The sequence below is a fragment of the Pseudomonas sp. SC11 genome, from assembly GCF_047039205.1.
Classification (GTDB): Bacteria; Pseudomonadota; Gammaproteobacteria; order Pseudomonadales; family Pseudomonadaceae; genus Aquipseudomonas; species Aquipseudomonas boreofloridensis.
Window position 1 is genome coordinate 4,380,176 of record NZ_CP178183.1, and the last position, 22,046, is coordinate 4,402,221.

A 22,046-nucleotide genomic window follows, 5' to 3' on the forward strand; every position below is an offset into this window, starting at 1 on the left:
CACATGCCCCGTCTGCTCGCCCCCCTGCTCGCCCTTTGCGCCCTGCTGCTGACCACTACGGCCCAGGCCAGCTACATCACCCGCACCTTGAACAAACCCGTGCCTGGCGGCGTTGCGGTGGTCGATCTGGGCCCTGCCGTCAGCGCCCCGAGCGCTCGCTTCGAGGGCAAGCCGGTGCTGGTGGTCAAAGAGCAAGACCGCTGGCTGGCCATCGTCGGCCTCCCTCTCACCCAGAAGCCCGGTCCTGCCAGCCTCACCCAGGGCACGCGCACCTTGCCCTTCAGCGTCGGCAGCAAGAAGTACCCGGAGCAACGCATCACCCTGAAGAACACACGCCAGGTCAATCCTGAGCCGGACGACCTCAAGCGCATCGACCGCGAATTGGCCGAACAGATCAAAGCGTACCGCAGCTTCAGCCCAGGCGTGCCCAGCAACCTGATCCTCGACAAGCCAGTCAATGGTCCCCTGTCGAGCAAGTTTGGTGTGCGCCGCTTCTTCAACGGCGAGGAGCGCAATCCCCACGCCGGTCTGGACTTCGCCGTGCCCGCCGGCACGCCGATCAAGACCCCGGCCAACGGCAAGGTGATTCTGGTGGACGATTATTTCTTCAATGGCCGCACGGTGTTCGTCGACCATGGCCAGGGCTTCATCAGCATGTTCTGTCACATGTCCAAGGTGGACGTGCGGCCGGGGCAGGTATTGCGCCGTGGCGACGTCGTCGGGCGGGTGGGCTCTACAGGACGGGCCACCGGGCCGCACATGCATTGGAACGTCAGCCTGAACGATGCGCGGGTGGATCCGGCGATTTTCATCGGTGCGTTTCAGCCTTGAAGGCAGTGGCGGCAGTTCGCAGCTGAGGCCGCCTGCTCACAAAACCGAGTTGCGCCATCCAAAAATACTGCGCAACAATTCAAAACCCTTTATTAGAATTCAGCTATTGAATCTCGCAAAAAAGGTTTATTTAAGCATTCCTCTCAAATTTTTCCCGCCGCTTGCCAACCCCCATGCCACTGGTTAGGGTTGAGGGCATGAAAACCGCCAATACCCTCATTCTGCTCCGCCAACACCGCAGCCTTTGCCTGGTCAGTGCACGACTACCTGGCTGAACCGCATCGTCCCGCCGCGTCATCTCGTCACCGCTTGGCAGGCCCGATCAGGCCGCACATTTAAAGGATTGCTCCAATGACCATGCTCAAAGACCCTTCCAAGAAGTACCGCGCCTTCCCCACCATCGACCTGCCCGACCGCACCTGGCCTTCGCAAACCCTCACCCAGGCGCCAATCTGGTGCAGCTCCGACCTGCGTGACGGCAACCAGTCGCTGATCGAACCGATGGATGCGGAAAAGAAGCTGCGCTTCTGGAAGACCTTGGTGCAGGTCGGTGTGAAAGAAATCGAAGCGGCCTTCCCCTCGGCCTCGCAGACCGATTTCGACTTCGTGCGCACCCTGATCGAAGATGGCCACATCCCCGACGACACCACCATCCAGGTGCTCACCCAGGCCCGCGAAGACCTGATCGCACGTACCTTCGAGTCCCTGCGCGGGGCCAAGAAAGCCATTGTTCACCTGTATAACGCCACTTGTCCGTCATTCCGCCGCATCGTCTTCAACCAGGACAAGCAAGGCGTGAAGGACATCGCGGTGAACGCCGCCAAGCTGTTCGTCAAGTACGCCGCCCAGCAGCCAGACACCCAGTGGACCTTCCAGTATTCCCCGGAAACCTTCAGCGCCACTGAAATGGCGTTCGCCAAGGAAGTGTGCGATGCGGTGATCGAGGTGTGGAACCCGACGCCGGAACACAAGATCATCCTCAACCTGCCAGCCACCGTCGAAGTGGCCACGCCGAACGTCTACGCCGACCAGATCGAATGGTTCTGCCGCCACGTCAACCGTCGCGACAGCGTCATCATCAGCCTGCACACCCATAACGACCGTGGCACCGGCATCGCCGCCACCGAGCTGGGCTTGATGGCCGGCGCCGACCGCGCCGAGGGCTGCCTGTTCGGCAACGGCGAGCGCACCGGCAACGTCGACTTGGTCACCCTGGCGCTGAACCTGTACACCCAGGGCATCGACCCGCAACTGGACTTCTCCGACATCGACGGCGTGCGCAAGGTCGTCGAAGAGTGCAACCAACTGCCCGTGCACCCACGTCATCCGTATGTGGGCGACCTCGTGCACACCGCCTTCTCCGGCTCCCACCAGGACGCCATCCGCAAGGGCTTCACCCAGCAGAAGGACGGTGAATTGTGGGAAGTGCCGTACCTGCCGATCGACCCGGCTGACATCGGCCGCAGCTACGAGGCGGTGATCCGCGTCAACAGCCAGTCCGGCAAAGGCGGCATCACCTACCTGCTGGAGCAGGAATACGGTATCAGCCTGCCGCGTCGCATGCAGATCGAATTCAGCCAAGTGGTGCAAGGCGAGACCGATCGCCTGGGTCTGGAAATGACCGCTCAGCAGATCTACAGCCTGCTGCACAAAGAGTACCTGCAAGCCAACGCACCCTACGCGCTGGTCAGCCATCGCTTGCAGGAAGAGAACGGCAGCAGCGCCGTGGAAGTGGAAGTGGCCGGTGAAGGCGAAACCACCCTGCACTGGCGCGGCAAGGGCAACGGCGCCCTGGAAGCCTTGGTCGCCGGCCTGCCGGTCGCGGTCGAGATCATGGACTACAACGAGCACGCCATCGGTGCCGGCACCAACGCCAAAGCGGCAGCCTACATCGAACTGCGCGTGGCCGGCGGTCGTCCGGTGCATGGCGTGGGTATCGACGAGAACATCACCACGGCCAGCTTCAAGGCCCTGTTCAGCGCCCTGAACCGCTCGCTGAGCCAGCAGTCTGCCAAAGCGGCCTGATTGCCAGCGCTCTACCCGGAGAGCCCGCCTCGCAAGACGCGGGCTTTTTGTTGTGCGCAGGACAGTCGCTCGTGCGCAGCAGACCGCCTCCCCCAGCAGAAACTGGCGTCACAGGTCTGAGCACGACAACGGCTGATCTCGCAGTTCAAGGGCGCCTGATCGTCGAATCACAGGCAAAAAAAGGGGCGCCGACCAAGCGCCCCACAAGCCGTACAGCACACAACGAAATTCGTATCAGCCCAGCAACGCCATGGCCTCGGCGCTGCACGCCTCGATCCGCGCCCAGTCGCCGCTCTTGACCCAACTGCTGTCGAGCATCCAGGTGCCGCCAACGCACATCACGTTCGGCAAGGCCATGTAGCTGCGGGCATTGGCCGGATTGACGCCGCCGGTAGGGCAAAAACGGATGTCGCCGAACGGGCCGCCATAGGCCTTGATCGCGGCGACGCCACCGACTACTTCTGCCGGGAACAGTTTGAAGCGGCGATAGCCCAGCGCGTAACCGGCCATGATTTCCGATGGCGTGCTGATGCCTGGCAGCAGCGGGATGTCGCTGCGAACACCGGCCTCGAGCACCTCAGCCGTGATGCCCGGCGTCACCACGAACTGCGCGCCCGAAGCTTCGACCGCAGCGTACATCGCCGGGTCAAGCACGGTGCCAGCGCCGATGCACAGCTCGGGGCGCTGTTCACGCAGCACGCGGATGGCCTTCAAGCCGTGCTCGGAGCGCAAGGTCACCTCCAAGGTGCGAATGCCACCGGCGGCCAGCGCGTCGGCCAACGGCAGGATGTCCTGCTCGCGGGCGATGGTGATCACCGGCAGGATGCGCGCCTGGGCGCAGATCTGGTCGATGCGGGCGGCTTTTTCGGCCATCGAGCGCAGCGGTTGGGGGCGTTCAAGGGTGGTCATGACAGTGGATCCTTGGCTCATGGGCACCAGTAGATGTCCAGGGGGTCGTGAAGAAAGGCGCGAATCGGCATCTGCGCGGCATCATTGGCGGCCAATGCAGCGCGTAGGGCGGCGAGCTTACCCGGGCCTTGCACCGACAAGGCAGTGAAGGCGGCGCTGGACAGCAGCGCGCGGGTCATCGACAGGCGCTGGTGCGGCACGCTTGGCGCCAGCATCGGCAGGCAGCGACGGCTGGCGCCAGGGTCCAGGCCCTCGGCCAGGTGCGGACTGTCCGGGAACAGCGAAGCGGTATGGCCATCATCGCCCATGCCCAGGATCAGCACGTCGATGGGCGGCAACTCGGCCAGTGCCTGGTCCGCCGCTTCTGCTGCGGCCTCAAGGTTGTCGCCGCGCTGGTAAAGACCGAGAAAACGAGCCTTGGCCGCCGCGCCCTTGAACAGGTGACGGGCCAGCAGCCCGGCGTTGCTGTCGGCATGCTCGACCGGCACCCAGCGCTCGTCGGCCAGCGATACCGTGACCTTCGACCAATCCAGCGAGGCGCTGGAAAGCTGCTCCAGGAACGCTACGGGGCTGCGCCCACCGGACACCACCAGGCACGCCTGGCCCTTGGCGGCCACGGCCGAAGACAGCCGCTCGGCCACATCGGCGGCCAACGCCGCAGCCAGCCGCTTGCTGTCGGCCAGTTCATGGACCTTCACGTTGCTCGGCAGTCGCAGTTCAGATATCGCCATACCAGGCTCTCCCATCGCGAGTGATCAGTGCAATCGAGCTCATCGGGCCCCAGGACCCTGCCGCATAAGGCTTGGGCGCATCGCCAGCGTTCTTCCAGCCGGCGATCAACTGGTCGCACCAGGTCCAGGCGTACTCGATCTCGTCCTTGCGCACGAACAGGTTCTGGTTGCCGCGCATCACTTCGAGCAACAAACGCTCGTAGGCATCCGGAATCCGCGCGCTGCGCCAGGTGTCGGAAAAATTCAGTTGAAGTGGGCCACTGCGCAGGTGCATGCCCTTGTCCAGCCCCTGCTCCTTGGTCATCACCCGCAGCGAGATGCCTTCGTCCGGTTGCAGGCGGATGATCAGCTTGTTGCCGATCTGCAGACGCTGCTCCGGAGCGAAGATGTAGTGCGGGGTTTCCTTGAAGTGGATGACGATCTGCGACAGTTTCTGCGGCATGCGCTTGCCGGTACGCAGATAGAACGGCACGCCGGACCAGCGCCAGTTGCGGATATCGGCACGCAGGGCGACGAAGGTTTCGGTGTCGCTCTGGGCATTGGCATTGTCTTCTTCCAGGTAACCAGGCACCGGCTTGCCGTCGCTGTAACCGGCAATGTACTGGCCGCGCACCACCCGGGTGCTCAGCCCGTCACCGGTGATCGGTGCCAGCGCCTTGAGCACCTTGACCTTCTCGTCGCGGATGCTGTCGGCCGACAGGTCGCTGGGCGGGTCCATGGCGATCAGGCACAGCAGTTGCAACAGGTGATTCTGAATCATGTCGCGCAACTGGCCAGCCTTGTCGAAGTAGCCCCAGCGACCTTCGATACCGACTTTCTCGGCCACGGTGATCTCCACGTGGGAGATGGAGTTCTGGTTCCACTGGGTTTCGAACAGACTGTTGGCAAAACGCAGGGCGATCAGGTTCTGGACCGTTTCCTTGCCCAGGTAATGGTCGATGCGATAGACCCGGCTCTCGGGGAAGAAGCGCGCCACGGCGTCGTTGACCCGACGCGAGGACTCCAGGTCATGGCCGATGGGTTTTTCCAGCACCACGCGGGTGCGCTCGGCCAAGCCGACCTTGTCGAGGTTTTCGCAGATGGCGCCATACACCGCTGCGGCCGTGGCGAAATAGGCGATCAGCGGCAGGCCCTCGCCGGCCTGCTCGGCCAGCGCGGTATAGCCCTCGGCCTGGACGAAATCCAGGTGCAGGTAACTCAGGCGCGCGATGAAGCGCTGCAAAGTCTGGGGGTCGATATCGGCATCCGGCACGAAGCGCCGCAACTGGGCTTCGATGGTCGCCAGGTGATCGTCGGCGCTGCCCGATTCACGGGCCAAGGCCAACAGGCGCGTGTCGGCGTGCAGCAGGCCGGCGCGGTCGAGCTGATAGAGGGCAGGAAACAGCTTGCGCAACGCCAGGTCGCCGAGGGCGCCGAATAGGGCGAAAGTGCAAGGTTCTACGCTAATGGCCGCCATGATGTTGGTTCTTTTATTAAAGTGGACGTAGGAATACCGTTTTCAGGCGTACTTTTCAAGAAGGATGTAGTAAAAACAACAACATTACCCCTAAGTGGTACAGACGTGTGGTATGACACACCCACCCTCAGTACGATAGACAACCCTGCAACATGCCGGCAGTTCCCGCAGCCGGCCGCGTTTCCGACCCAAGGACAACCCATGGACCGTGTGCGAAACCTCCTGGAGCAGATCCAGGGACGCCTCGACGAGCTGAACAAGGCCGAACGCAAAGTCGCCGAGGTCATCCTCCTCAACCCGCAGCAGGCCACGCGCTTCAGCATCGCCGCCCTGGCCCAAGCGGCCAAGGTCAGCGAACCGACCGTCAACCGCTTCTGCCGCTCCTTCGGCGTCAGCGGCTATCCCGAACTCAAGCTGCAACTGGCACAGAGCCTGGCCAGCGGCGCGGCTTACGTGAGCCGCGCAGTGGAAGCCGACGACGACCCGGCCGCCTACACCCAGAAGATCTTCGCCAGCGCCATCGCCTCGCTCGACAGCGCATGCCAGCAGATCGATCCACAGCAGGTCAGCCGCGCCGTGGACATGATGATCCAGGCGCGCCAGATCCACTTCTTCGGCCTCGGCGCCTCAGCCCCGGTGGCCATGGACGCGCAGCACAAATTCTTCCGCTTCAACCTGGCCGTGTCGGCCCACCCCGATGTGCTGATGCAGCGCATGCTGGCATCGGTCGCGCACACCGGTGACCTGTTCGTGATCATCTCCTACACCGGACGCACCCGCGAACTGGTGGAAGTAGCCCGCCAGGCTCGGGAAAACGGCGCCTCAGTGCTGGGCATCACCGCCGCCGGTTCGCCGCTGGCCAGCGCCTGCAGCCTGAGCCTGCACTTGCCGCTACCGGAAGACACCGACATCTACATGCCCATGACTTCACGCATCATCCAGCTGACCGTGCTCGACGTCCTGGCCACCGGCATGACCCTGCGCCGGGGCTCGGACTTCCAGCCGCACCTGCGCAAGATCAAGGAAAGCCTCAACGCCAGCCGCTACCCCGCCGAGGACAACGAGCTCAATTGAGCCGATGGGCCTGCAGCGTCAACTGTGCGCGCTGCCCGGGCGCCAGTCTCAGCCCCTCAGCGCTGCCGCTGGCGGTCTCGACGCAGACGAAACCCTGGCTCTCGCGACCGCTAACCCCCATCAGCGGCCGATTGCCGGGATGCCAGACCACGGTGTCGTCGCTGTCGCTGGTGTCGATGTACAACTCGCGCTCCCAGGCCGAGTCGTGCAACTGCACCTTCGGCGTGCCCGGATACACCTTCTGGCAGCCCCCGTTGAGGGTCAGCGCGCCTTCTTCGCGGCAGGCCTGGCGGTTGAGCCGGTCATAGCCGTCGATGTCCTCAAGACCCGACAAGGCGATCTGCGACACGTCGCTGATGCGCCAGAACGCCAGCAGGGCATGGCTCAACTGGCACGGCTCGCTGTCCTGGTGCTCGGTGCTCAAGCGCAGTTCCATGCTCGCACCCAGCCGCGCATGCAGGTCCACCTGCCAGTCGCACAAGTCCAGGCGCCAGGTGAGACTCACCCCCTGCTCGTCCTCGCAGCTGTCCAGCAGCTTCCAGTCCAGCAGCCGGCCCCAGCCGTGGGCCGGCCACAAGTCCTCGCTGGGATGACGGCCATACCACGGCCAGCACACCGGTACCCCACCCCGAATCGCACCCACCTGCGGCCACTGCTCGGCGCACCACAACCACGGCTTTTCACCGGTCGGCTGGAAGTGCAACAACTGCGCCCCCTGGCGACTGAACACCGCCTGGCAGCGAGGATGATCGATGATCAGGACATCGCGCTGCTGGTGACGCTCCCACTCGAAAACCGGTCTCGGCCGTTGCGAAGTGAAGAAGCGCTGGAGCGGATGTTCGGACATTTCATGGACACTCTTGTTGTTGAGACAGCGCTATCTCAGCCCTGGAAAAAACATCCACTGCCAGGCAGTGGATGTCGGGGTGAGAGGCGATGGCGTAAATTTACAACAATCGGTCTCAGAATGACGACTGAATCTTCAGGCCGGCGACCAGCGCGTTGTCGACTTCGTCCACGCCGCCCGGACGCTTGATGTACTGCAGGTTCGGGCGCACGGTCAGCCAGTTGGTGACGTGGAAGCCGTAGTACAACTCGGCGTTGTACTCGGTGCGCTGCAGCGGCAGGAAGGCCGGGTTGTCATAGTCGTCGATGCCGTTGAAGGCATTGATCTGCTCGGCGCGCTTCTTCACATCGTCGTTGACATGGATGCGGGCGATGCCGAAGCCGATGTCATCCTTGGGCCGTGCATCGAAGGCGCCTTTGTAGACCATGCCCACTTGCTGGTAGTTGTCGACCACGTTGGTGGCCTTGTCGTGCACGGTGAAGTTGGCGAACAGGTTCAGGCCGCGGCTGGCGTCGCCGTTGTGCGCGGTGACCTGCTGCTGAGCCACCACCCACCAGCCATGCTTGCTGGAATGCGACTTGAAGTCGGTGCCCGAGATGCCCTGCGGGTTGCCATTGATGTCCTTGTACACGTCGGTGGCGTCGGCGGTGCTGTAGTAGTAGCCCAGGCGGTACTCGCCCGGCAGGCCGTTGACCTTCGGCGACCAGACCATCTCCACCGGCAGGATCGCGCCCTTGGTGCCACTGCCGCTGAGCTTGAAGCCGTTGCCGGTCTCCAGGTTCGAAGGGTTCTGCTCGAAGGCGCCGACCTGAACGAAGAACTCCGGGGTGATGTTGTACTTCACGCGCAGCGCCCACTGGCTCACCGGCCAGTTGTACCAGATGCCGCCCACCCAGTTGCCCACCTGCGAGCCGCAGAACGCCAGGTTCTGGAAGTCGCAGGGGAAACTGTTGAAATCTTCGCCCGGACCGTAGCGGCCGAATTTGACGTCCAGCGCGCCATCGAAGTACTTCTGCTTGACCCACATCTGGGTCAGGCGCCAGGTCTGGCCACGGCCCCAGACTTCCTGCACCGAGCTGAACTGCCCGGCGCGTGGATCGCTGATGCGGTCGTTGGACAGGTTGCGCCCGCTGCGCTCGGTGATCGCCAGCTTGAACTCGGCGTCGTGCCAGCCCAGGATCTTCTGCAGGTCCAGGTGCGCGCCGAGGGCGAACTGGTCGCTGTAGCGCGCGGTCTTGTCGTGGTTGTAGCCACCGCGCAGATTGCCGGCCACCTCGCCGACATAGTCCACGCTGAAGTCATAGCCTTTTTCCAGCAACTCGGTGCGCGTGCCGCCCCAGTCGCCGGTCATCCATTTCGAGTCGCTGGAGAACGCCTCGGCGGCGTGCGCGCCGGTGCTGCCGAACAGGGCAAGCAGGGTCAGCGATCCCAGGGCCTTGATACGTTTGCGATGTTCCATCCGTTGGTTCCTCTTTTCTTGTTATCGATGGGGGGTGTACTTCAGCGGCCTTTGAAACGCGCGACGTTGTCCTTGATCGTCGCGTCGGCCGCCGGCAGATCCAGGCGCTCACCGGTGGCTGCGTCGAACAGCAGGACCCGCGCCGGGTCGAACTGCAGGTTGAGGCTGTCACCGACACGGCAGGCGACATCCGGCGCCAGTCGGCAGCAGACCTTGGTCTGGTTGAGGGTGACGAACACCAGCAGGTCCGGGCCGGTGGGCTCCAGTACCTGCACCTCGGCGCGCACGGCCGGCAGGCCATTGCCCTCGGCGGCGCCCAGGGCGATCTGTTCAGGTCGTACGCCGAGAATCACCTCGCGTCCTTCCAGCCCATCGCCGTTCACGCCCAACGGCAGTTCGCAGCGGGCCTGGCCGCTGTCGAGCTGGGCGAACAAGCGACCGTCCTGGCGACTCAGATGCACCGGAATGAAGTTCATCGGCGGCGAACCGATGAAACTGGCGACGAACAGGTTCGCCGGATCGTTGTAGATCTGCTGCGGGGTGCCGAATTGCTGGATGATGCCGTCCTTCATCACCGCCACCTTGTCGCCCAGGGTCATGGCCTCGATCTGGTCGTGGGTCACGTACACCGTGGTGGTCTTCAGGCGCTGGTGCATCAGTTTCATTTCGGTGCGCATCTCGACCCGCAGCTTGGCGTCGAGGTTGGAAAGCGGCTCGTCGAACAGGTAGATCTTCGGTCGCCGCGCCAGCGCCCGGCCCATGGCCACGCGTTGCTGCTGACCACCGGACAACTGGCTCGGCTTGCGCGTGAGCAGGTGCTCAATCTGCAGCAGCTTGGCCACTCGCGCCACCTCTTCGTCGATGGCGGCCTGGGGCATTTTGCGAATCTTCAGGCCGAACTCGATGTTCTCGCGCACGCTCATGGTCGGGTACAGCGCATAGGACTGAAACACCATGGCGATGTCCCGGTCCTTGGGGCTCATGCCACTGACGTCCTCGCCATCGATCAGGATCGCACCGCCGGTGATCTGCTCGAGCCCGGCGATGCAGTTCATCAGCGTCGACTTGCCGCAGCCGGAAGGTCCGACCAGGATCAGGAACTCTCCGTCGCCGATGGCCAACTGGATGTCCTTGAGGGTATCCGGCAGGCCGCTGCCGTAGGTCTTGTTTACATTGCGAAGTTCGAGCGTTGCCATGACTTACCCCTTGACTGCGCCGGCGGTCAGGCCGCGCACGAAATACTTGCCCGCCACCACGTAGACCAACAGCGTCGGCAGCGCGGCGATCATCGCGGCGGCCATGTCGACGTTGTATTCCTTGGCGCCGGTGCTGGTGTTGACCAGGTTGTTCAAGGCCACGGTGATCGGCTGCGAGTCGCCGCTGGAGAACACCACGCCGAACAGGAAATCGTTCCAGATCTGGGTGAACTGCCAGATCAGGCAGACCACGATGATCGGCGTCGACATCGGCAGGATGATGCGCCGGAAGATGGTGAAGAACCCGGCGCCATCCAGGCGCGCCGCCTTGACCAGCGCCTCGGGAATGCTCACGTAGTAGTTGCGGAAGAACAGTGTGGTGAAGGCCAGGCCATAGACCACATGCACCAGCACCAGACCTGACGTGGTGCTGGCCAGGCCCAGCTTGCCGAGGGTGAACGAGGCTGGCAGCAGCACGGTCTGGAACGGCAGGAAGCAGCCGAACAGCAGCAGACCGAAGAACAGCTGCGAGCCGCGAAAGCGCCACATCGACAGCACGTAGCCGTTCAGCGCGCCGATGGTGGTGGAAATCAGCACGGCCGGCACGGTGATCAGGATCGAGTTGAGAAAATAGCCGTTGACCGTGGCCCAGGCCTTGGTCCAGCCGATGGCCGTGAACATCTGCGGCCAGCTCAACAGGTTACCGGTGCTGATGTCTTCCGGGGTCTTGAAGCTGGTCAACAGCATGACCACCAGCGGCACCAGGTACAGCAGCACGGCCACCAGCAGCACCGCGTGGATGGCCACACGCCCCAGGCTCAGGCCGGGTTTGGCGACGACGTCAGTCATGGCGTTTGCTCCGCAGCTCGGAATACAGATAAGGCACGAGGATCGCGAGGATCGCCCCGAGCATCAGGATCGCGCTGGCCGAGCCCATGCCCATCTGCCCACGGCTGAAGGTGAATGAGTACATGAACATCGCCGGCAGGTCGGAGGAGTAGCCCGGACCGCCAGCGGTCATGGCCGCCACCAGGTCGAAACTCTTGATGGCGATGTGCGAGAGGATCATCAGCGAGCTGAAGAACACCGGGCGCAGACTCGGCAGCACCACGGACCAATAGATGCGCGGCAGGCTCGCGCCATCGATCTGCGCGGCGCGGATGATCGAGGGGTCGACGCCGCGCAGGCCGGCGAGAAACATCGCCATGATGAAGCCCGACGCTTGCCACACGGCAGCGATCACCAGGCAGTACACCACCCGGTCAGGGTCGATCAGCCAGTCGAAGCGAAAACCGTCCCAGCCCCAGTCGCGCAGCAGCTTGTCCAGGCCCATGCCTGGGTTGAGCAGCCATTTCCAGGCGGTGCCGGTGACGATCATCGACAGCGCCATGGGATACAGGTAGATGGTGCGGATCATGCCCTCGCGGCGGATGCGCTGGTCGAGAAATACCGCCAGCAGCACACCGATCACCAGGGTGACGCCGATGAACAGGCCACCGAACACCAGCAGGTTCTTGCTCGCCACCCACCAGCGGTCGTTATCGAATAGCCGCATGTACTGGGCCAGGCCCGCCCATTTGTAGGTGGGCAGGAAGGTCGAGGTGGTGAACGAAAGAACGAAGGTCCACAGGATGTAGCCGTAGAAACCCACCAGCACAATGAACATGCTCGGCGCCAGCACCAGCTTGGGTAGCCAGCGCTGCAACGCGTCCAGGGGTGAGGCCCGCAGGCGGGCGGAGGTCGTGGTCATGGAAGGGATACCCCGATGGGAGAAAGCACACACGCTGCAGGCGCGGCGGCTGGCCGCGCCTGCACAGCCTCAGCTATCTGGCAGACTTGATCGCTGCCGCCAGCTTCTTCGCCGCGTCGGCCGGCTCGGCTTTCGGGTCGTTCATGTAGTTGGTGATGACATCGAAGAAGGCGCCCTGCACGGCGAGCGTGGTCGCCATGTTGTGCGCCATGCTCGGCTGCAGTCCACCGGACTTGGCATCGGCCAGGAAGTCCTTGGCAGCGGTCTGCGCGCAGCTGTCGAAGCCGAACGTGTCCATGTGCTCGAGCATGTCGTTACGCACGGGGATCGAGCCCTTGTTGATGCTGAAGGTCTTCTGGAAGTCCTCGCCCAGCACCTTGCGCGCGATGTCTTTCTGGCCCTCGGCGGTGCCTTTGTCCTTCTGCTTGAACACCGCCAGCGAGTCGATGTTGTACAGGAAACCATTGCCAGTACCGGGGAAAGGCACGCACTGGTAGTCCTTGCCCGCGACCTTCTTGGCCAGGGTCCACTCGCTTTTGGCCCAATCGCCCATCATCTGCATGCCGGCCTTGCCGTTGATGACCTTGGCCGCTTCCAGGTTCCAGTCCTGGCCCTTGCCGTCCGGGTCCATGTAGCTGGCGACTTTCTTGAGTTCGGTGAGCGCCTTGATCATCTCAGGGCCGGTGAGGGTCTTCTCGTCGAGGTCGACCATCGCCTTCTTGTAGCCGTCCGCGCCCATCACGGCGAACACGACGGTCTCGAACACGGTGCTGTCCTGCCACGGCTGGCCACCGTGGGCCAGGGGAATGAAGCCTGCGGCCTTGAGCTTGTCGGCGGCGGCGTAGAACTCTTCGAGGGTCTTGGGCGGCTGTTCGATGCCGGCCTTCTTGAACACTTCAGGGTTGATCCACAGCCAGTTGATGCGGTGGATGTTGACCGGAACGGCCACGTAGTCACCGTCGTACTTGACGGTGTCGGCGACCTTCTTGTCGAGCAGGCTGTCCCACTTTTCTTCCTTGGCCACATCCTTGAGCACGTCGGTGTCGAGCAGGCCCGTAGACGCCCATTCCTGGATGTCGGGGCCTTTGATCTGGGCGACGCCGGGCGGATTACCGGCCACGGCGCGGCTCTTGAGCACGGTCATGGCCGTGGCGCCACCGCCACCGGCGACCGCGCCGTCCTTCCAGGTGAAACCGTCCTGCTCGACCTGGGCCTTGAGGACATCGACGGCGGCTTTTTCACCGCCCGACGTCCACCAGTGAACCACCTCCACACTCCCTTTGGAGTCGGCGGCCTGGGCACTGAGCGGCAGAAGCGAGGCGAGGGAAATAGCGGCGGCGAGACAGAGCTTGGAATTCATTGGAGTACCTTTCTTCTTGTTATGCAGTGCAAGACTGGCGCTTGCGTTGCATCGATTCTAGAGAGCGAGGCCGCCCCGTCAGGTAACGAAGCGATGCCTGAATGTCATCGTTTGGTGACATTCGCCTGGGCCAGGGCTGTGGCCAGGCTTGGCGCCAGGGCCAGGCGCGGCAGCAGCACGGCCTGATAGGCATGGTACAGGTCCGGTTTTCCGCCCCAGATGCTTGCGCCAGGGCGGTTCTGCGGATCCAGCTCATGGTGCCAGCTACCGTGGACCAGATCGATGAAATGCATCGCGATGAAATCCCAGAAGCGGCGATACCACTGCTCATAGTCGGTTTGTCCGGTACGGCGCAGCAGCGCGGCGGCGGTGGCGCAGGCTTCGGCGTGCACCCAGTGCAGACGCGCGCGCACCACCGGGCGATTGTGCCAGTCGAGGGTGTAGACCAGCCCTGGCGCACCATCGACGTCCCAGGCGTGGCGGCAGGCCCCGGCGAACAGTGACCGGGCAGCCTCGCACAGCCAGGCCGGCACTTGCAGCCCGGCGCGCTGGCGCGATGCCTCCAGGTGCAGCAGCAGGCGTGCCCATTCGAAGGCATGGCCCGGCGTGCTGCCGAAGGGACGGAAGCCGTCGGCGGGGTTTTCGCGGTTGTAGTCCGGCAGCGGCTGCCAGTGGGCATCGAAGTGCTCGACCACCACGAAGTCGTGGGCCGCGGCGTGATGCTGGATCAGCCGCTCGGCGATGCGCAGGGCGCGATCCAGCCAGCGGGTCTGGCCGGTGACATCGGCCAGGGCGAGAAACGCTTCGGTGGCGTGCATGTTGCTGTTGGCGCCCCGATACGCCTCGGCCTGCGACCAGTCCTCGGCGAAGGATTCGCACAGTGCGCCCTCCTCCTCGCGCCAGAAGTGCGCCTCGATCACCGCGATGGCATCGTCCAACAAGGGCCGGGCACCGGCAGCACCGGCCACCACCGCCGAACTGGCGGCCAAGGCGACGAAGGCGTGCAGGTAGGCGGTCTTGCTGCGCTCGCCCTGCTCCCGCGCATCGATGTACCAGCCGTCATGGCGCGCATCGCGCAGCGGGCCATCGAGCAACTCGGCCACGCCGTGGGCGACCAGCGGCAGGCAACCGGGAATGCCCTGCACGTGGGCCATGGCGAAGCAGTGGATCATGCGGGTGGTGTTCAGGGTATCGGCCATCGCTGCGCCGGGCAGCGCACCGCGGGCATCGAGGCCGGCGAAGCCACCGGGCAGGCGCGAGGCCTTGGCGAAGCTGACCAGACGCTGGCCTTCGCCCAGCAGCCAAGCCTGGTGGGCCGGCGAATCGAGCCAGCGGCCGGTGGGAAAATCGAGGCTGTCCATCAGCGGCGTGGTCCTTGCCAAGGACAGGCCGGGTGCCTGTCGTCAGCGGATTCTAGCCAGCCCTCTGCGCGAGCATGTCACGAAGGCCAGCGCGAATGTCACCAAGTCGTGACATCCGCGCCTGGCCCCTCTCAGCTCACTCCATCAGCCGCGGCAGGCACAGCGTCACCCGCAGCCCGCCTTCGCGCAGGTTCAGCAGGCTCACCTCGCCGCCGTGGCTGTGGGCGATATTGCGGGCGATGCCCAGGCCCAGGCCATAGCCCTGCTGCTGCGCCGCCAGGCGAAAGTGCGGCTCGAATACCTGTTCCAGGCGCTGTTCCGGCACGCCCGGGCCCTGGTCGTCGACCTGCAACACGAAAGCCTCCGGGCCGTCGATGATCCGCAGGTGCGCGCGCTCGCCGTACTTGATGGCGTTATCGATGAGGTTGCCGATGCAGCGGCGCAGCGCCAGTGGCTTGCCCTGATAGGGCGCCAGCACTTTTCCCTCGACGGTGACGCGTCCGTCGCGCAGGTAGGGTTCGGCAAGAATCTCCAGCACCTGGTTGAGGTCGACCGGCTCGATGTTCTCGTGAATGTCGGTGTCCTTGACGCACTGCAGCGCCCCCTTGACCAGCAGCTCCAGCTCGTCGAGGTCACGGCTGAACTTGGCCTGCAACGCCTCGTCCTCGAGCAGCTCGACACGCAGGCGCAGGCGGGTAATTGGCGTACGCAGGTCGTGGGAGATGGCGCTGAACAACTGCGAGCGTTCGGTCAGGTAACGGCTGATGCGCTCGCGCATGGCGTTGAACGCCCGCCCCACTTCCACCACTTCGCTGCCGCCCGCCTCGGCCACCGGCGGCACGTCGGCGCCCAGCGACATCTCCCGGGCGGTACGTGCCAGGCGCTTGAGCGGCAGGCTCTGCCAGTGCACCAGCAAGCCGATGAACAGCAGCAGCAAGGCGGTGGTCAGGACGATGAAACCGATCTGCTGACGCGGCAGGCCCTGGGGTTCGAGCCCCGTGTAGGGCTCGGGCAGCAACGAGGCGATGTACAGCCACTCGCCCTCGTCGAGGCGGATCTGGGTCACCAGCACCGGTGGATTCAGCGGTTCCAGGGTCAAGGCGTAGTGCGCCCAGGAGCGCGGCAGCTCATCGAGCTTCAGACCGCTGTTGAAGATGCGTAGGTCATCGGGGCTGACGAATTCGACGGAGATTTCCATGCCCTGGCCCAGGCGCTCATGCAGCACCTCACTCACCACTTCGATCACCGCCTGCTTGCGCGAGGTGACGGGCAGCACCGACATGTCCAGCGGTTTGTCGTTGAGCGAAACGAAGAAACGCGTGCCGCCCATGCTGCGCAGTTGATCGAGCACCATCGGCCGGTAGGCCACCGGCAAGGAGCGGAAATAGCTGACGCTGGCGCTCATGGAATGGGCCAGGCTGCTGGCGCTGGCGCGCAGCCCCTGTACCTGGCTGGCGCGCAGTTGGGCCAGCCAGATCAGGCTCGACAGGCCTTGGGCGATCAGCACCACCAGCAAGGTGAGCAGCAGCATACGCCCCAGCAACGAGCGCGGCAGCAGGCGCCAGCGGCGCTCGACGCCCTGTTCAGCCGGCACAGCAGACATTCGCCGCGAGCAGGTAGCCACTGCCGCGTACGGTGCGGATCAGCCGTGGCGGTTTGTCGGTGTCGCGCAGCCGTTGGCGCAGGCGGCTCACTGCCATGTCGACGATGCGGTCCAGCGGCATCGGTTCACGGCCACGGGTGGCATTGCCGATGGTGTCGCGGTCGAGGATCTGCTGGGGATGATCGAGAAACAGCTTGAGCAGGGCGAAGTCGGCACCGGAGAGAATCACCTCCTCGCCGTCTCGGTGGAACAGCCGGTGGCTGACTGTGTCCAGGCGCCAGTCGTCGAAGGCCAGCACTGCGCTGGCGGGGCTCGCCGCGGTGAAGTCGCAGCGGCGCAGCAGGGCTTTGATCCGCGCTTGCAGCTCGCGCGGGCTGAACGGCTTGCCCAGGTAGTCGTCGGCGCCGAGCTCCAGGCCGATGATGCGGTCGGCCTCATCGGAACTGGCGGTCAGCATGATAATCGGCACCCGCGACTGGCGTGGATGCTGACGCACCCAGCGGCACAGGCTGAAGCCGTCTTCGTCGGGCAGCATCACGTCGAGGATCAGCAGGTCGTAGTTCCCGGCCTCCAGGGCACGGCGAAAACCCTGTCCGTCGGGTTCGGCCTGCACCTGCAAGCCGCAGCGGCTGAGGTAGGTTTGCAACAGCTCGCGAATATCCTGGTCGTCGTCGACCATGAGGATGGTCTTACCGGCAGTGCTCACAATGGAATCCCTTTGGTGGGGGCAGGTCTTGGTGCCTGCTGGGGGCATTGTATAAGCGCTGAGGCGGGCGCGGGGCAAGTCCGTGCGGTGTTGCGCCGCCAAGGACCGCCCCGCGCGATGGGGTTCACGGCATCAGTGGGCGAGCACCTGCTGCAACGCGACGCCGGCGCCGAGAAGCCCCGAGAACTCGGCTGTCACCAGCCACACCGGTACGCCGGGGAAGTAGCCGCTCATGCAGCCTTTGTCGGCGAAACTGGTGGCGAAGCCGCTGCGCAGGAACAGTTCGACGAAGCGCGGGATCACGCCGCCGACGATGTACACGCCGCCCCGCGCGCCCAGGGTCAGCACATTATTGCCCGCCACCCGGCCGAGGAAGCGCGAAAACTGCTCGATCACCGCCAGCGCACGCGGCTCGCCGCCCAGCGCCGCCTCGGTGATCTGCGCCGGGGTCTTGTGCTGCGCCGCGGCGCCGTCCAGCGCGCAGATCGCCTGGTACAGGCGCACCAGTCCGCCACCGCTGAGCACGGTTTCGGCACTGACGTGACCGATCTGACCCTGGATGTGCTGGTGGATCGCAGCCTCACGGGCGTTGCCCACCGGCAGGTCGACGTGGCCGCCCTCGCCCGGCAACGCCATCCAGTGCTTGTTCAGGTTGAGCAAGGTGCCCACCCCCAGGCCAGTGCCCGGTCCGATGATGAGCGCCGGACGCGCCTGATCGGCCTGACCCGGACACACCTCGACGAACTCGCCCGGCTTGAGCCGGGTCATGCCCAGGGCCATGGCGGAAAAGTCGTTGAGCAGCAGCAGGCGCTGGACCTGCAGGGTGTTGCAGAACGCCGTGCGGTTCAGCCGCCAATGGTTGTTGGTGAAGCGAAAGTCGTCGCCGTCCACCGGCCCAGCCACCGACAGGCAGACATCCGACACGCCGCCACGGGCGACGCCCTGCTCGTGCAGATAGGCCTCGATGGCCTGCTCGGGGCTGGAATAATCCGCCGTGGCCAACACCTGCACGGCGTGCAGGTCGTTGTCGCGCCACAGGGCAAAGCGTGCGTTGGTCCCACCAATGTCGCCGACCAGCAAGGCCTTCATTTGAATCGCTCCAAAGCCGAGGTAAAGGCGCTGGCGCCCTGCTCTGCCGGGCTGAATGCCATGCGCATGAAGCCGAACAGCTCGCGGCCGCAGCCCAGGTCATTGCCCTGGGGTGCTTCAGGCTGATCGCGCCCGGCCAGTTCTTCGGCCGACACCATCAGTTGCAGCGTACCTTCGACACCGTCGACGCGCACGATATCACCGTCGCGCACCTTTGCCAGCGGGCCGCCATCGAAGGCTTCCGGGCACACGTGGATCGCTGCCGGGATCTTGCCAGAGGCGCCGGACATGCGCCCGTCGGTGACCAGCGCGACCTTGTAGCCACGGTCCTGCAACACCCCGAGGAACGGCGTGAGCTTGTGCAGCTCGGGCATGCCGTTGCAGCGCGGGCCCTGGAAGCGCACCACGGCGACGAAATCACGCTCCAGTTCGCCGGCCTTGAAGGCATCGGCCAGCGACTGCTGGTCGTGGAAAATGCGCGCGGGGGCTTCGACCACCTGGTGCTCCGGGGCAACGGCGGAGACTTTCATCACGCCACGGCCAAGGTTGCCCTCCATGACCCGCAACCCGCCCTCGGCCGAGAACGGCCGTGCCACCGGGCGCAGGATACTTTCGTCCAAACTCTGCAACGGACCCTCGCGCCAGACCAGCTTGCCGTCCTCCAGGAACGGCTCTTGGGTGTAGCGACGCAGACCATGTCCGGCCACGGTATTGACGTCCTCGTGCAGCAGCCCGGCATCGAGCAGCTCGCGGATCAGCAAGCTCATGCCGCCGGCCGCCTGGAAGTGGTTGATATCGGCCTTGCCGTTGGGATACACGTGCGACAGGGTCGGCACCACCTCGGACAGGTCGGCCATGTCCTGCCAGGTGAGCTGGATACCCGCGGCCTGGGCGATGGCTGGAATGTGCAGGGTGTGGTTGGTCGACCCCCCGGTGGCATGCAGCGCGACGATGGAGTTGACCAGCGCCTTCTCGTCGACGATTTCGCCCAAGGGCATGAAGTTGCCGCTGGCCTTGGTCATGCGCGTGACCTGCTGCGCCGCCTCGGCGGTGAGGGCATCGCGCAGCGGCGTGTAGGGGTTCACGAACGAGGCGCCCGGCAGGTGCAGGCCCATCACCTCCATGACCAGTTGGTTGGTGTTGGCGGTGCCGTAGAAGGTGCAGGTGCCGGGACTGTGGTAGGACTTCATCTCCGATTCCAGCAGTTCTTCGCGGCTGGCCTTGCCCTCGGCGTAGCGCTGGCGCACGTCGGCCTTTTCCTTGTTGGAAATGCCCGAGGGCATCGGCCCGCCTGGCACGAAGACGGTCGGCAGATGACCGAAGCGCAGCGCGCCCATCATCAGCCCAGGCACGATCTTGTCGCAGATGCCGAGCATCAGCGCGGCATCGAACATGTTGTGGGAAAGGGCGATGGCCGTGGACATGGCGATCACTTCGCGGCTGGCGATCGCCAGCTCCATGCCTGGCTCGCCCTGGGTGACGCCGTCGCACATGGCCGGCACGCCACCGGCGAACTGACCGACCGAGCCGATCTCGCGCAGGGCCTGTTTGATCTGTTCAGGGAAATGCTGGTAGGGCTGGTGCGCCGAGAGCATGTCGTTGTAGGCCGAGACGATGGCGACGTTGGCCGCGTTCATCATCTTCAGACTCTGCTTGTCCTGGCTGCCGCAGCCGGCCACGCCGTGGGCGAAGTTGGCGCATTGCAGGCTGGCGCGCATCGGTCCTTCGCTGGCCGCGCCGCGAATGAGCTGAAGGTAGCGTTCACGGGTGGCACGGCTGCGTTCGGTCAGCCGGGCGGTGACCTCGAGGATGCGCGGATGCATGTACTGAACTCCAGGCTAGGGTAAGGGCGATCTGAACCGATCTCGGCGCTGGCGGCCATTGCCACCTAGGCTCAAGGCAGGGGCGAAAGGCTCGCCGGGACGCCCGGCTCGATCACTCGTTGTAGATTTACAAAAATATTGCCACTAAAAATGCTTGTTTTCTATCAGGGAGTGAATAATCTTGTAATTCCTATAACAAAACCGTTTCAGTGAGGCTGTCGCGTCTTTGTGCCACAAGCTTCACCCGAACTGCCAGAGGTAATGCCATGACCCTTCGCATCGCGATCAACGGATTCGGCCGCATCGGACGCAACGTCCTTCGCGCACTCTATACCCAAGGCTACCGTCAGGACCTGCAGGTCGTCGCCATCAACGACCTGGGCGACAGCGCCATGAACGCCCACCTGCTCAAGTACGACAGCGTTCACGGCACCTTCGACGCCAGTGTCGAGGCCGACCACGAAAGCATTACGGTCAACGGCGACCGCATCAGCGTGAGCGCCATCCGCAACCCTGCCGAACTGCCCTGGAAAGCCGAAGCCATCGACGTCGTGTTCGAATGCACGGGGCTGTTCACCGAACGCGAAAAAGCCGCTGCGCACCTGAGCGCCGGCGCCGGCAAGGTCATCATCTCGGCACCGGCCAAGGGCGTGGATGCCACCGTGGTGTATGGCGTCAACCACGACGTGCTGCGCGCCTCGCACCAGATCATCTCCAACGCGTCGTGCACCACCAACTGCCTGGCGCCGATCGCCCAGGTGCTGCAACGCGAGTTCGGCATCGAACAGGGCTTGATGACCACTATCCACGCCTACACCAACGACCAGGTACTCACCGACGTCTACCACAGCGATCCGTACCGCGCGCGCTCGGCCACCCAATCGATGATTCCGAGCAAGACCGGCGCCGCCGAGGCCGTGGGCCTGGTGCTGCCGGAGCTGGCTGGCAAGCTCACCGGCATGGCCGTGCGGGTGCCGGTGATCAACGTGTCGCTGGTGGACCTGACCGTCAACCTCAGGCGCGAGGTCTCGGCCGACGACGTCAACGCGCTGTTCCTGGAAGCCAGTCGCCATTCGCGGGTGCTGGGTTACAACAACCTGCCGCTGGTGTCGTGCGACTTCAACCACAACCCGCTGTCGTCGATCTTCGACGCCAACCACACTCGCGCCAACGGGCGCATGCTCAAGGTGCTGGCCTGGTACGACAACGAATGGGGCTTCTCCAACCGCATGCTCGACAACTGCCTGGCACTGTTCAACGCGCGCTGAGCCGCATCACGGGCTGGCACTCAGGCTGTTAGACGCGTCCAAGGCTGGCTCGCGGTCGAGCAGCTTGCTGCGCCAAGCTGGAATAGCGGCGTCTTCTACATCCAGGCGTTTCAGCCACTGGTCCGCAGCCCAGCCCACCAGCCGCAATTCACCATCGTGGGAGCCGCCGTGCAGCGGGCCGACGGTTTCACAGCGGATGCTTTTCAACAGGTGGTTGAGCAAGACGTAAGGCGCCGGGCGCGGGTCTTCGGCGTCGCCGGCCAGGTAGGGATAGGCGCCGGATTGGATGATCGATCCGGCACCGTAGTCATAGAAGGCGAAATGACTCGGGGGCAATTGGGCACGAAGCGCCGAGACGCCTCCGGCGCGCTCCAGACGTGCATGGTCGAGCACGGTCAGCCAACTGACGGTTTTGATGCTGACCGGCTCGAACCCTGGGGTCGTCGTCAACAGAGCGGCCGTGCCGGCGTCCAGCCCCGACATACTCCTGACGACCACTCTTCATCAATAGGTTGCCAGGCAGTTGCAGCAAGTGAGCATGCACAGAAAGCGCTTCGG

18 protein-coding genes and 1 pseudogene are annotated in these 22,046 nt (G+C 64.4%); 4 read left to right on the forward strand and 15 right to left on the reverse strand.

The features are described from left to right. Nucleotides 1–3: 3 nt before the first annotated feature. Complete coding sequence (locus tag ACK2SD_RS19535; RefSeq protein WP_412460624.1) at nucleotides 4–831, forward strand: peptidoglycan DD-metalloendopeptidase family protein; 828 nt, start codon at nucleotides 4–6, stop codon at nucleotides 829–831. Nucleotides 832–1,182: 351 nt separating this feature from the next. Beyond that, nucleotides 1,183–2,856, forward strand: a complete 1,674-nt coding sequence (gene leuA, locus ACK2SD_RS19540; protein ID WP_029613363.1) for a 2-isopropylmalate synthase — start codon at nucleotides 1,183–1,185, stop codon at nucleotides 2,854–2,856. Nucleotides 2,857–3,090: 234 nt separating this feature from the next. On the opposite strand, the gene ACK2SD_RS19545 is transcribed toward leuA, so the two are convergent. The 3 genes from ACK2SD_RS19545 to zwf are packed head-to-tail and all read right to left on the reverse strand — an operon-like array spanning nucleotide 3,091 to nucleotide 5,952. Continuing rightward, on the reverse strand, nucleotides 3,091–3,765 hold the full coding sequence (locus tag ACK2SD_RS19545; RefSeq protein WP_412460625.1) for a bifunctional 4-hydroxy-2-oxoglutarate aldolase/2-dehydro-3-deoxy-phosphogluconate aldolase: 675 nt from the start codon (nucleotides 3,763–3,765) through the stop codon (nucleotides 3,091–3,093). A 17-nt stretch (nucleotides 3,766–3,782) separates the two neighbouring features. Continuing rightward, nucleotides 3,783–4,496: a 6-phosphogluconolactonase gene (gene pgl / locus ACK2SD_RS19550; protein ID WP_412460626.1), complete on the reverse strand. Its 714-nt coding sequence runs from the start codon at nucleotides 4,494–4,496 to the stop codon at nucleotides 3,783–3,785. After that, entirely contained in the window at nucleotides 4,483–5,952 is a 1,470-nt protein-coding gene (zwf, locus tag ACK2SD_RS19555; protein WP_412460627.1) for a glucose-6-phosphate dehydrogenase, read from the reverse strand. The genes pgl and zwf overlap by 14 nt, the downstream gene beginning before the upstream one ends. 210 nt (nucleotides 5,953–6,162) lie before the next feature. On the opposite strand from zwf, the gene hexR reads away from it, so the two are divergent. Further along, nucleotides 6,163–7,026: a DNA-binding transcriptional regulator HexR gene (gene hexR, locus ACK2SD_RS19560; RefSeq protein ID WP_295484247.1), complete on the forward strand. Its 864-nt coding sequence runs from the start codon at nucleotides 6,163–6,165 to the stop codon at nucleotides 7,024–7,026. Here the strand turns inward: hexR and ACK2SD_RS19565 are convergent. From ACK2SD_RS19565 to edd, 11 genes are all read right to left on the reverse strand, one after another. Next, nucleotides 7,019–7,873: a D-hexose-6-phosphate mutarotase gene (locus tag ACK2SD_RS19565; protein WP_412460628.1), complete on the reverse strand. Its 855-nt coding sequence runs from the start codon at nucleotides 7,871–7,873 to the stop codon at nucleotides 7,019–7,021. The genes hexR and ACK2SD_RS19565 overlap by 8 nt on opposite strands. Nucleotides 7,874–7,988: 115 nt before the next feature. After that, nucleotides 7,989–9,332: a carbohydrate porin gene (locus tag ACK2SD_RS19570; RefSeq protein WP_039575705.1), complete on the reverse strand. Its 1,344-nt coding sequence runs from the start codon at nucleotides 9,330–9,332 to the stop codon at nucleotides 7,989–7,991. 41 nt (nucleotides 9,333–9,373) lie between these two features. Continuing rightward, nucleotides 9,374–10,528, reverse strand: a complete 1,155-nt coding sequence (locus ACK2SD_RS19575) for an ABC transporter ATP-binding protein (protein ID WP_412460629.1) — start codon at nucleotides 10,526–10,528, stop codon at nucleotides 9,374–9,376. 3 nt (nucleotides 10,529–10,531) lie between these two features. After that, a complete protein-coding gene (locus ACK2SD_RS19580; protein ID WP_412460630.1) occupies nucleotides 10,532–11,377 on the reverse strand; it encodes a carbohydrate ABC transporter permease in 846 nt (281 codons plus the stop codon). Continuing rightward, the gene (locus ACK2SD_RS19585; RefSeq protein ID WP_412460631.1) at nucleotides 11,370–12,278 is read right to left on the reverse strand and encodes a carbohydrate ABC transporter permease; all 909 of its coding nucleotides are present in this window, start codon (nucleotides 12,276–12,278) and stop codon (nucleotides 11,370–11,372) included. Before ACK2SD_RS19585 ends, ACK2SD_RS19580 begins: the two co-directional genes overlap by 8 nt. 73 nt (nucleotides 12,279–12,351) lie before the next feature. Then, entirely contained in the window at nucleotides 12,352–13,638 is a 1,287-nt protein-coding gene (locus ACK2SD_RS19590; protein WP_412460632.1) for an ABC transporter substrate-binding protein, read from the reverse strand. Nucleotides 13,639–13,742: 104 nt separating this feature from the next. Beyond that, nucleotides 13,743–14,999: an AGE family epimerase/isomerase gene (locus tag ACK2SD_RS19595; RefSeq protein WP_412460633.1), complete on the reverse strand. Its 1,257-nt coding sequence runs from the start codon at nucleotides 14,997–14,999 to the stop codon at nucleotides 13,743–13,745. 136 nt (nucleotides 15,000–15,135) lie between these two features. After that, nucleotides 15,136–16,554, reverse strand: coding sequence for an ATP-binding protein (locus ACK2SD_RS19600; RefSeq protein ID WP_412462344.1), 1,419 nt, complete (start codon nucleotides 16,552–16,554; stop codon nucleotides 15,136–15,138). A 28-nt stretch (nucleotides 16,555–16,582) separates the two neighbouring features. Continuing rightward, a complete protein-coding gene (locus ACK2SD_RS19605; RefSeq protein WP_412460634.1) occupies nucleotides 16,583–17,356 on the reverse strand; it encodes a response regulator in 774 nt (257 codons plus the stop codon). 84 nt (nucleotides 17,357–17,440) lie between these two features. After that, the gene (locus tag ACK2SD_RS19610) at nucleotides 17,441–18,397 is read right to left on the reverse strand and encodes a glucokinase (protein WP_412460635.1); all 957 of its coding nucleotides are present in this window, start codon (nucleotides 18,395–18,397) and stop codon (nucleotides 17,441–17,443) included. After that, complete coding sequence (gene edd, locus ACK2SD_RS19615; protein ID WP_039575691.1) at nucleotides 18,394–20,220, reverse strand: phosphogluconate dehydratase; 1,827 nt, start codon at nucleotides 20,218–20,220, stop codon at nucleotides 18,394–18,396. The genes ACK2SD_RS19610 and edd overlap by 4 nt, the downstream gene beginning before the upstream one ends. A 266-nt stretch (nucleotides 20,221–20,486) precedes the next feature. On the opposite strand from edd, the gene gap reads away from it, so the two are divergent. Continuing rightward, nucleotides 20,487–21,488, forward strand: coding sequence for a type I glyceraldehyde-3-phosphate dehydrogenase (gene gap / locus ACK2SD_RS19620; protein ID WP_412460636.1), 1,002 nt, complete (start codon nucleotides 20,487–20,489; stop codon nucleotides 21,486–21,488). Nucleotides 21,489–21,494: 6 nt separating this feature from the next. Here the strand turns inward: gap and ACK2SD_RS19625 are convergent. Next, nucleotides 21,495–21,971, reverse strand: a pseudogene (locus ACK2SD_RS19625) (type VI immunity family protein); the annotation flags it as partial. Nucleotides 21,972–22,046: the final 75 nt, after the last annotated feature.

Bases quoted from the DNA above. Each gene is read 5' to 3' on its own strand.
- ACK2SD_RS19535 (WP_412460624.1), top strand. From the start codon at position 4: ATGCCCCGTCTGCTCGCCCCCCTGCTCGCCCTTTGCGCCCTGCTGCTG.
- leuA (WP_029613363.1), top strand. From the start codon at position 1,183: ATGACCATGCTCAAAGACCCTTCCAAGAAGTACCGCGCCTTCCCCACC.
- ACK2SD_RS19545 (WP_412460625.1), bottom strand. From the start codon at position 3,765: ATGACCACCCTTGAACGCCCCCAACCGCTGCGCTCGATGGCCGAAAAA.
- pgl (WP_412460626.1), bottom strand. From the start codon at position 4,496: ATGGCGATATCTGAACTGCGACTGCCGAGCAACGTGAAGGTCCATGAA.
- zwf (WP_412460627.1), bottom strand. From the start codon at position 5,952: ATGGCGGCCATTAGCGTAGAACCTTGCACTTTCGCCCTATTCGGCGCC.
- ACK2SD_RS19565 (WP_412460628.1), bottom strand. From the start codon at position 7,873: ATGTCCGAACATCCGCTCCAGCGCTTCTTCACTTCGCAACGGCCGAGA.
- ACK2SD_RS19570 (WP_039575705.1), bottom strand. From the start codon at position 9,332: ATGGAACATCGCAAACGTATCAAGGCCCTGGGATCGCTGACCCTGCTT.
- ACK2SD_RS19575 (WP_412460629.1), bottom strand. From the start codon at position 10,528: ATGGCAACGCTCGAACTTCGCAATGTAAACAAGACCTACGGCAGCGGC.
- ACK2SD_RS19580 (WP_412460630.1), bottom strand. From the start codon at position 11,377: ATGACTGACGTCGTCGCCAAACCCGGCCTGAGCCTGGGGCGTGTGGCC.
- ACK2SD_RS19585 (WP_412460631.1), bottom strand. From the start codon at position 12,278: ATGACCACGACCTCCGCCCGCCTGCGGGCCTCACCCCTGGACGCGTTG.
- ACK2SD_RS19590 (WP_412460632.1), bottom strand. From the start codon at position 13,638: ATGAATTCCAAGCTCTGTCTCGCCGCCGCTATTTCCCTCGCCTCGCTT.
- ACK2SD_RS19595 (WP_412460633.1), bottom strand. From the start codon at position 14,999: ATGGACAGCCTCGATTTTCCCACCGGCCGCTGGCTCGATTCGCCGGCC.
- ACK2SD_RS19605 (WP_412460634.1), bottom strand. From the start codon at position 17,356: ATGCCCCCAGCAGGCACCAAGACCTGCCCCCACCAAAGGGATTCCATT.
- ACK2SD_RS19610 (WP_412460635.1), bottom strand. From the start codon at position 18,397: ATGAAGGCCTTGCTGGTCGGCGACATTGGTGGGACCAACGCACGCTTT.
- edd (WP_039575691.1), bottom strand. From the start codon at position 20,220: ATGCATCCGCGCATCCTCGAGGTCACCGCCCGGCTGACCGAACGCAGC.
- gap (WP_412460636.1), top strand. From the start codon at position 20,487: ATGACCCTTCGCATCGCGATCAACGGATTCGGCCGCATCGGACGCAAC.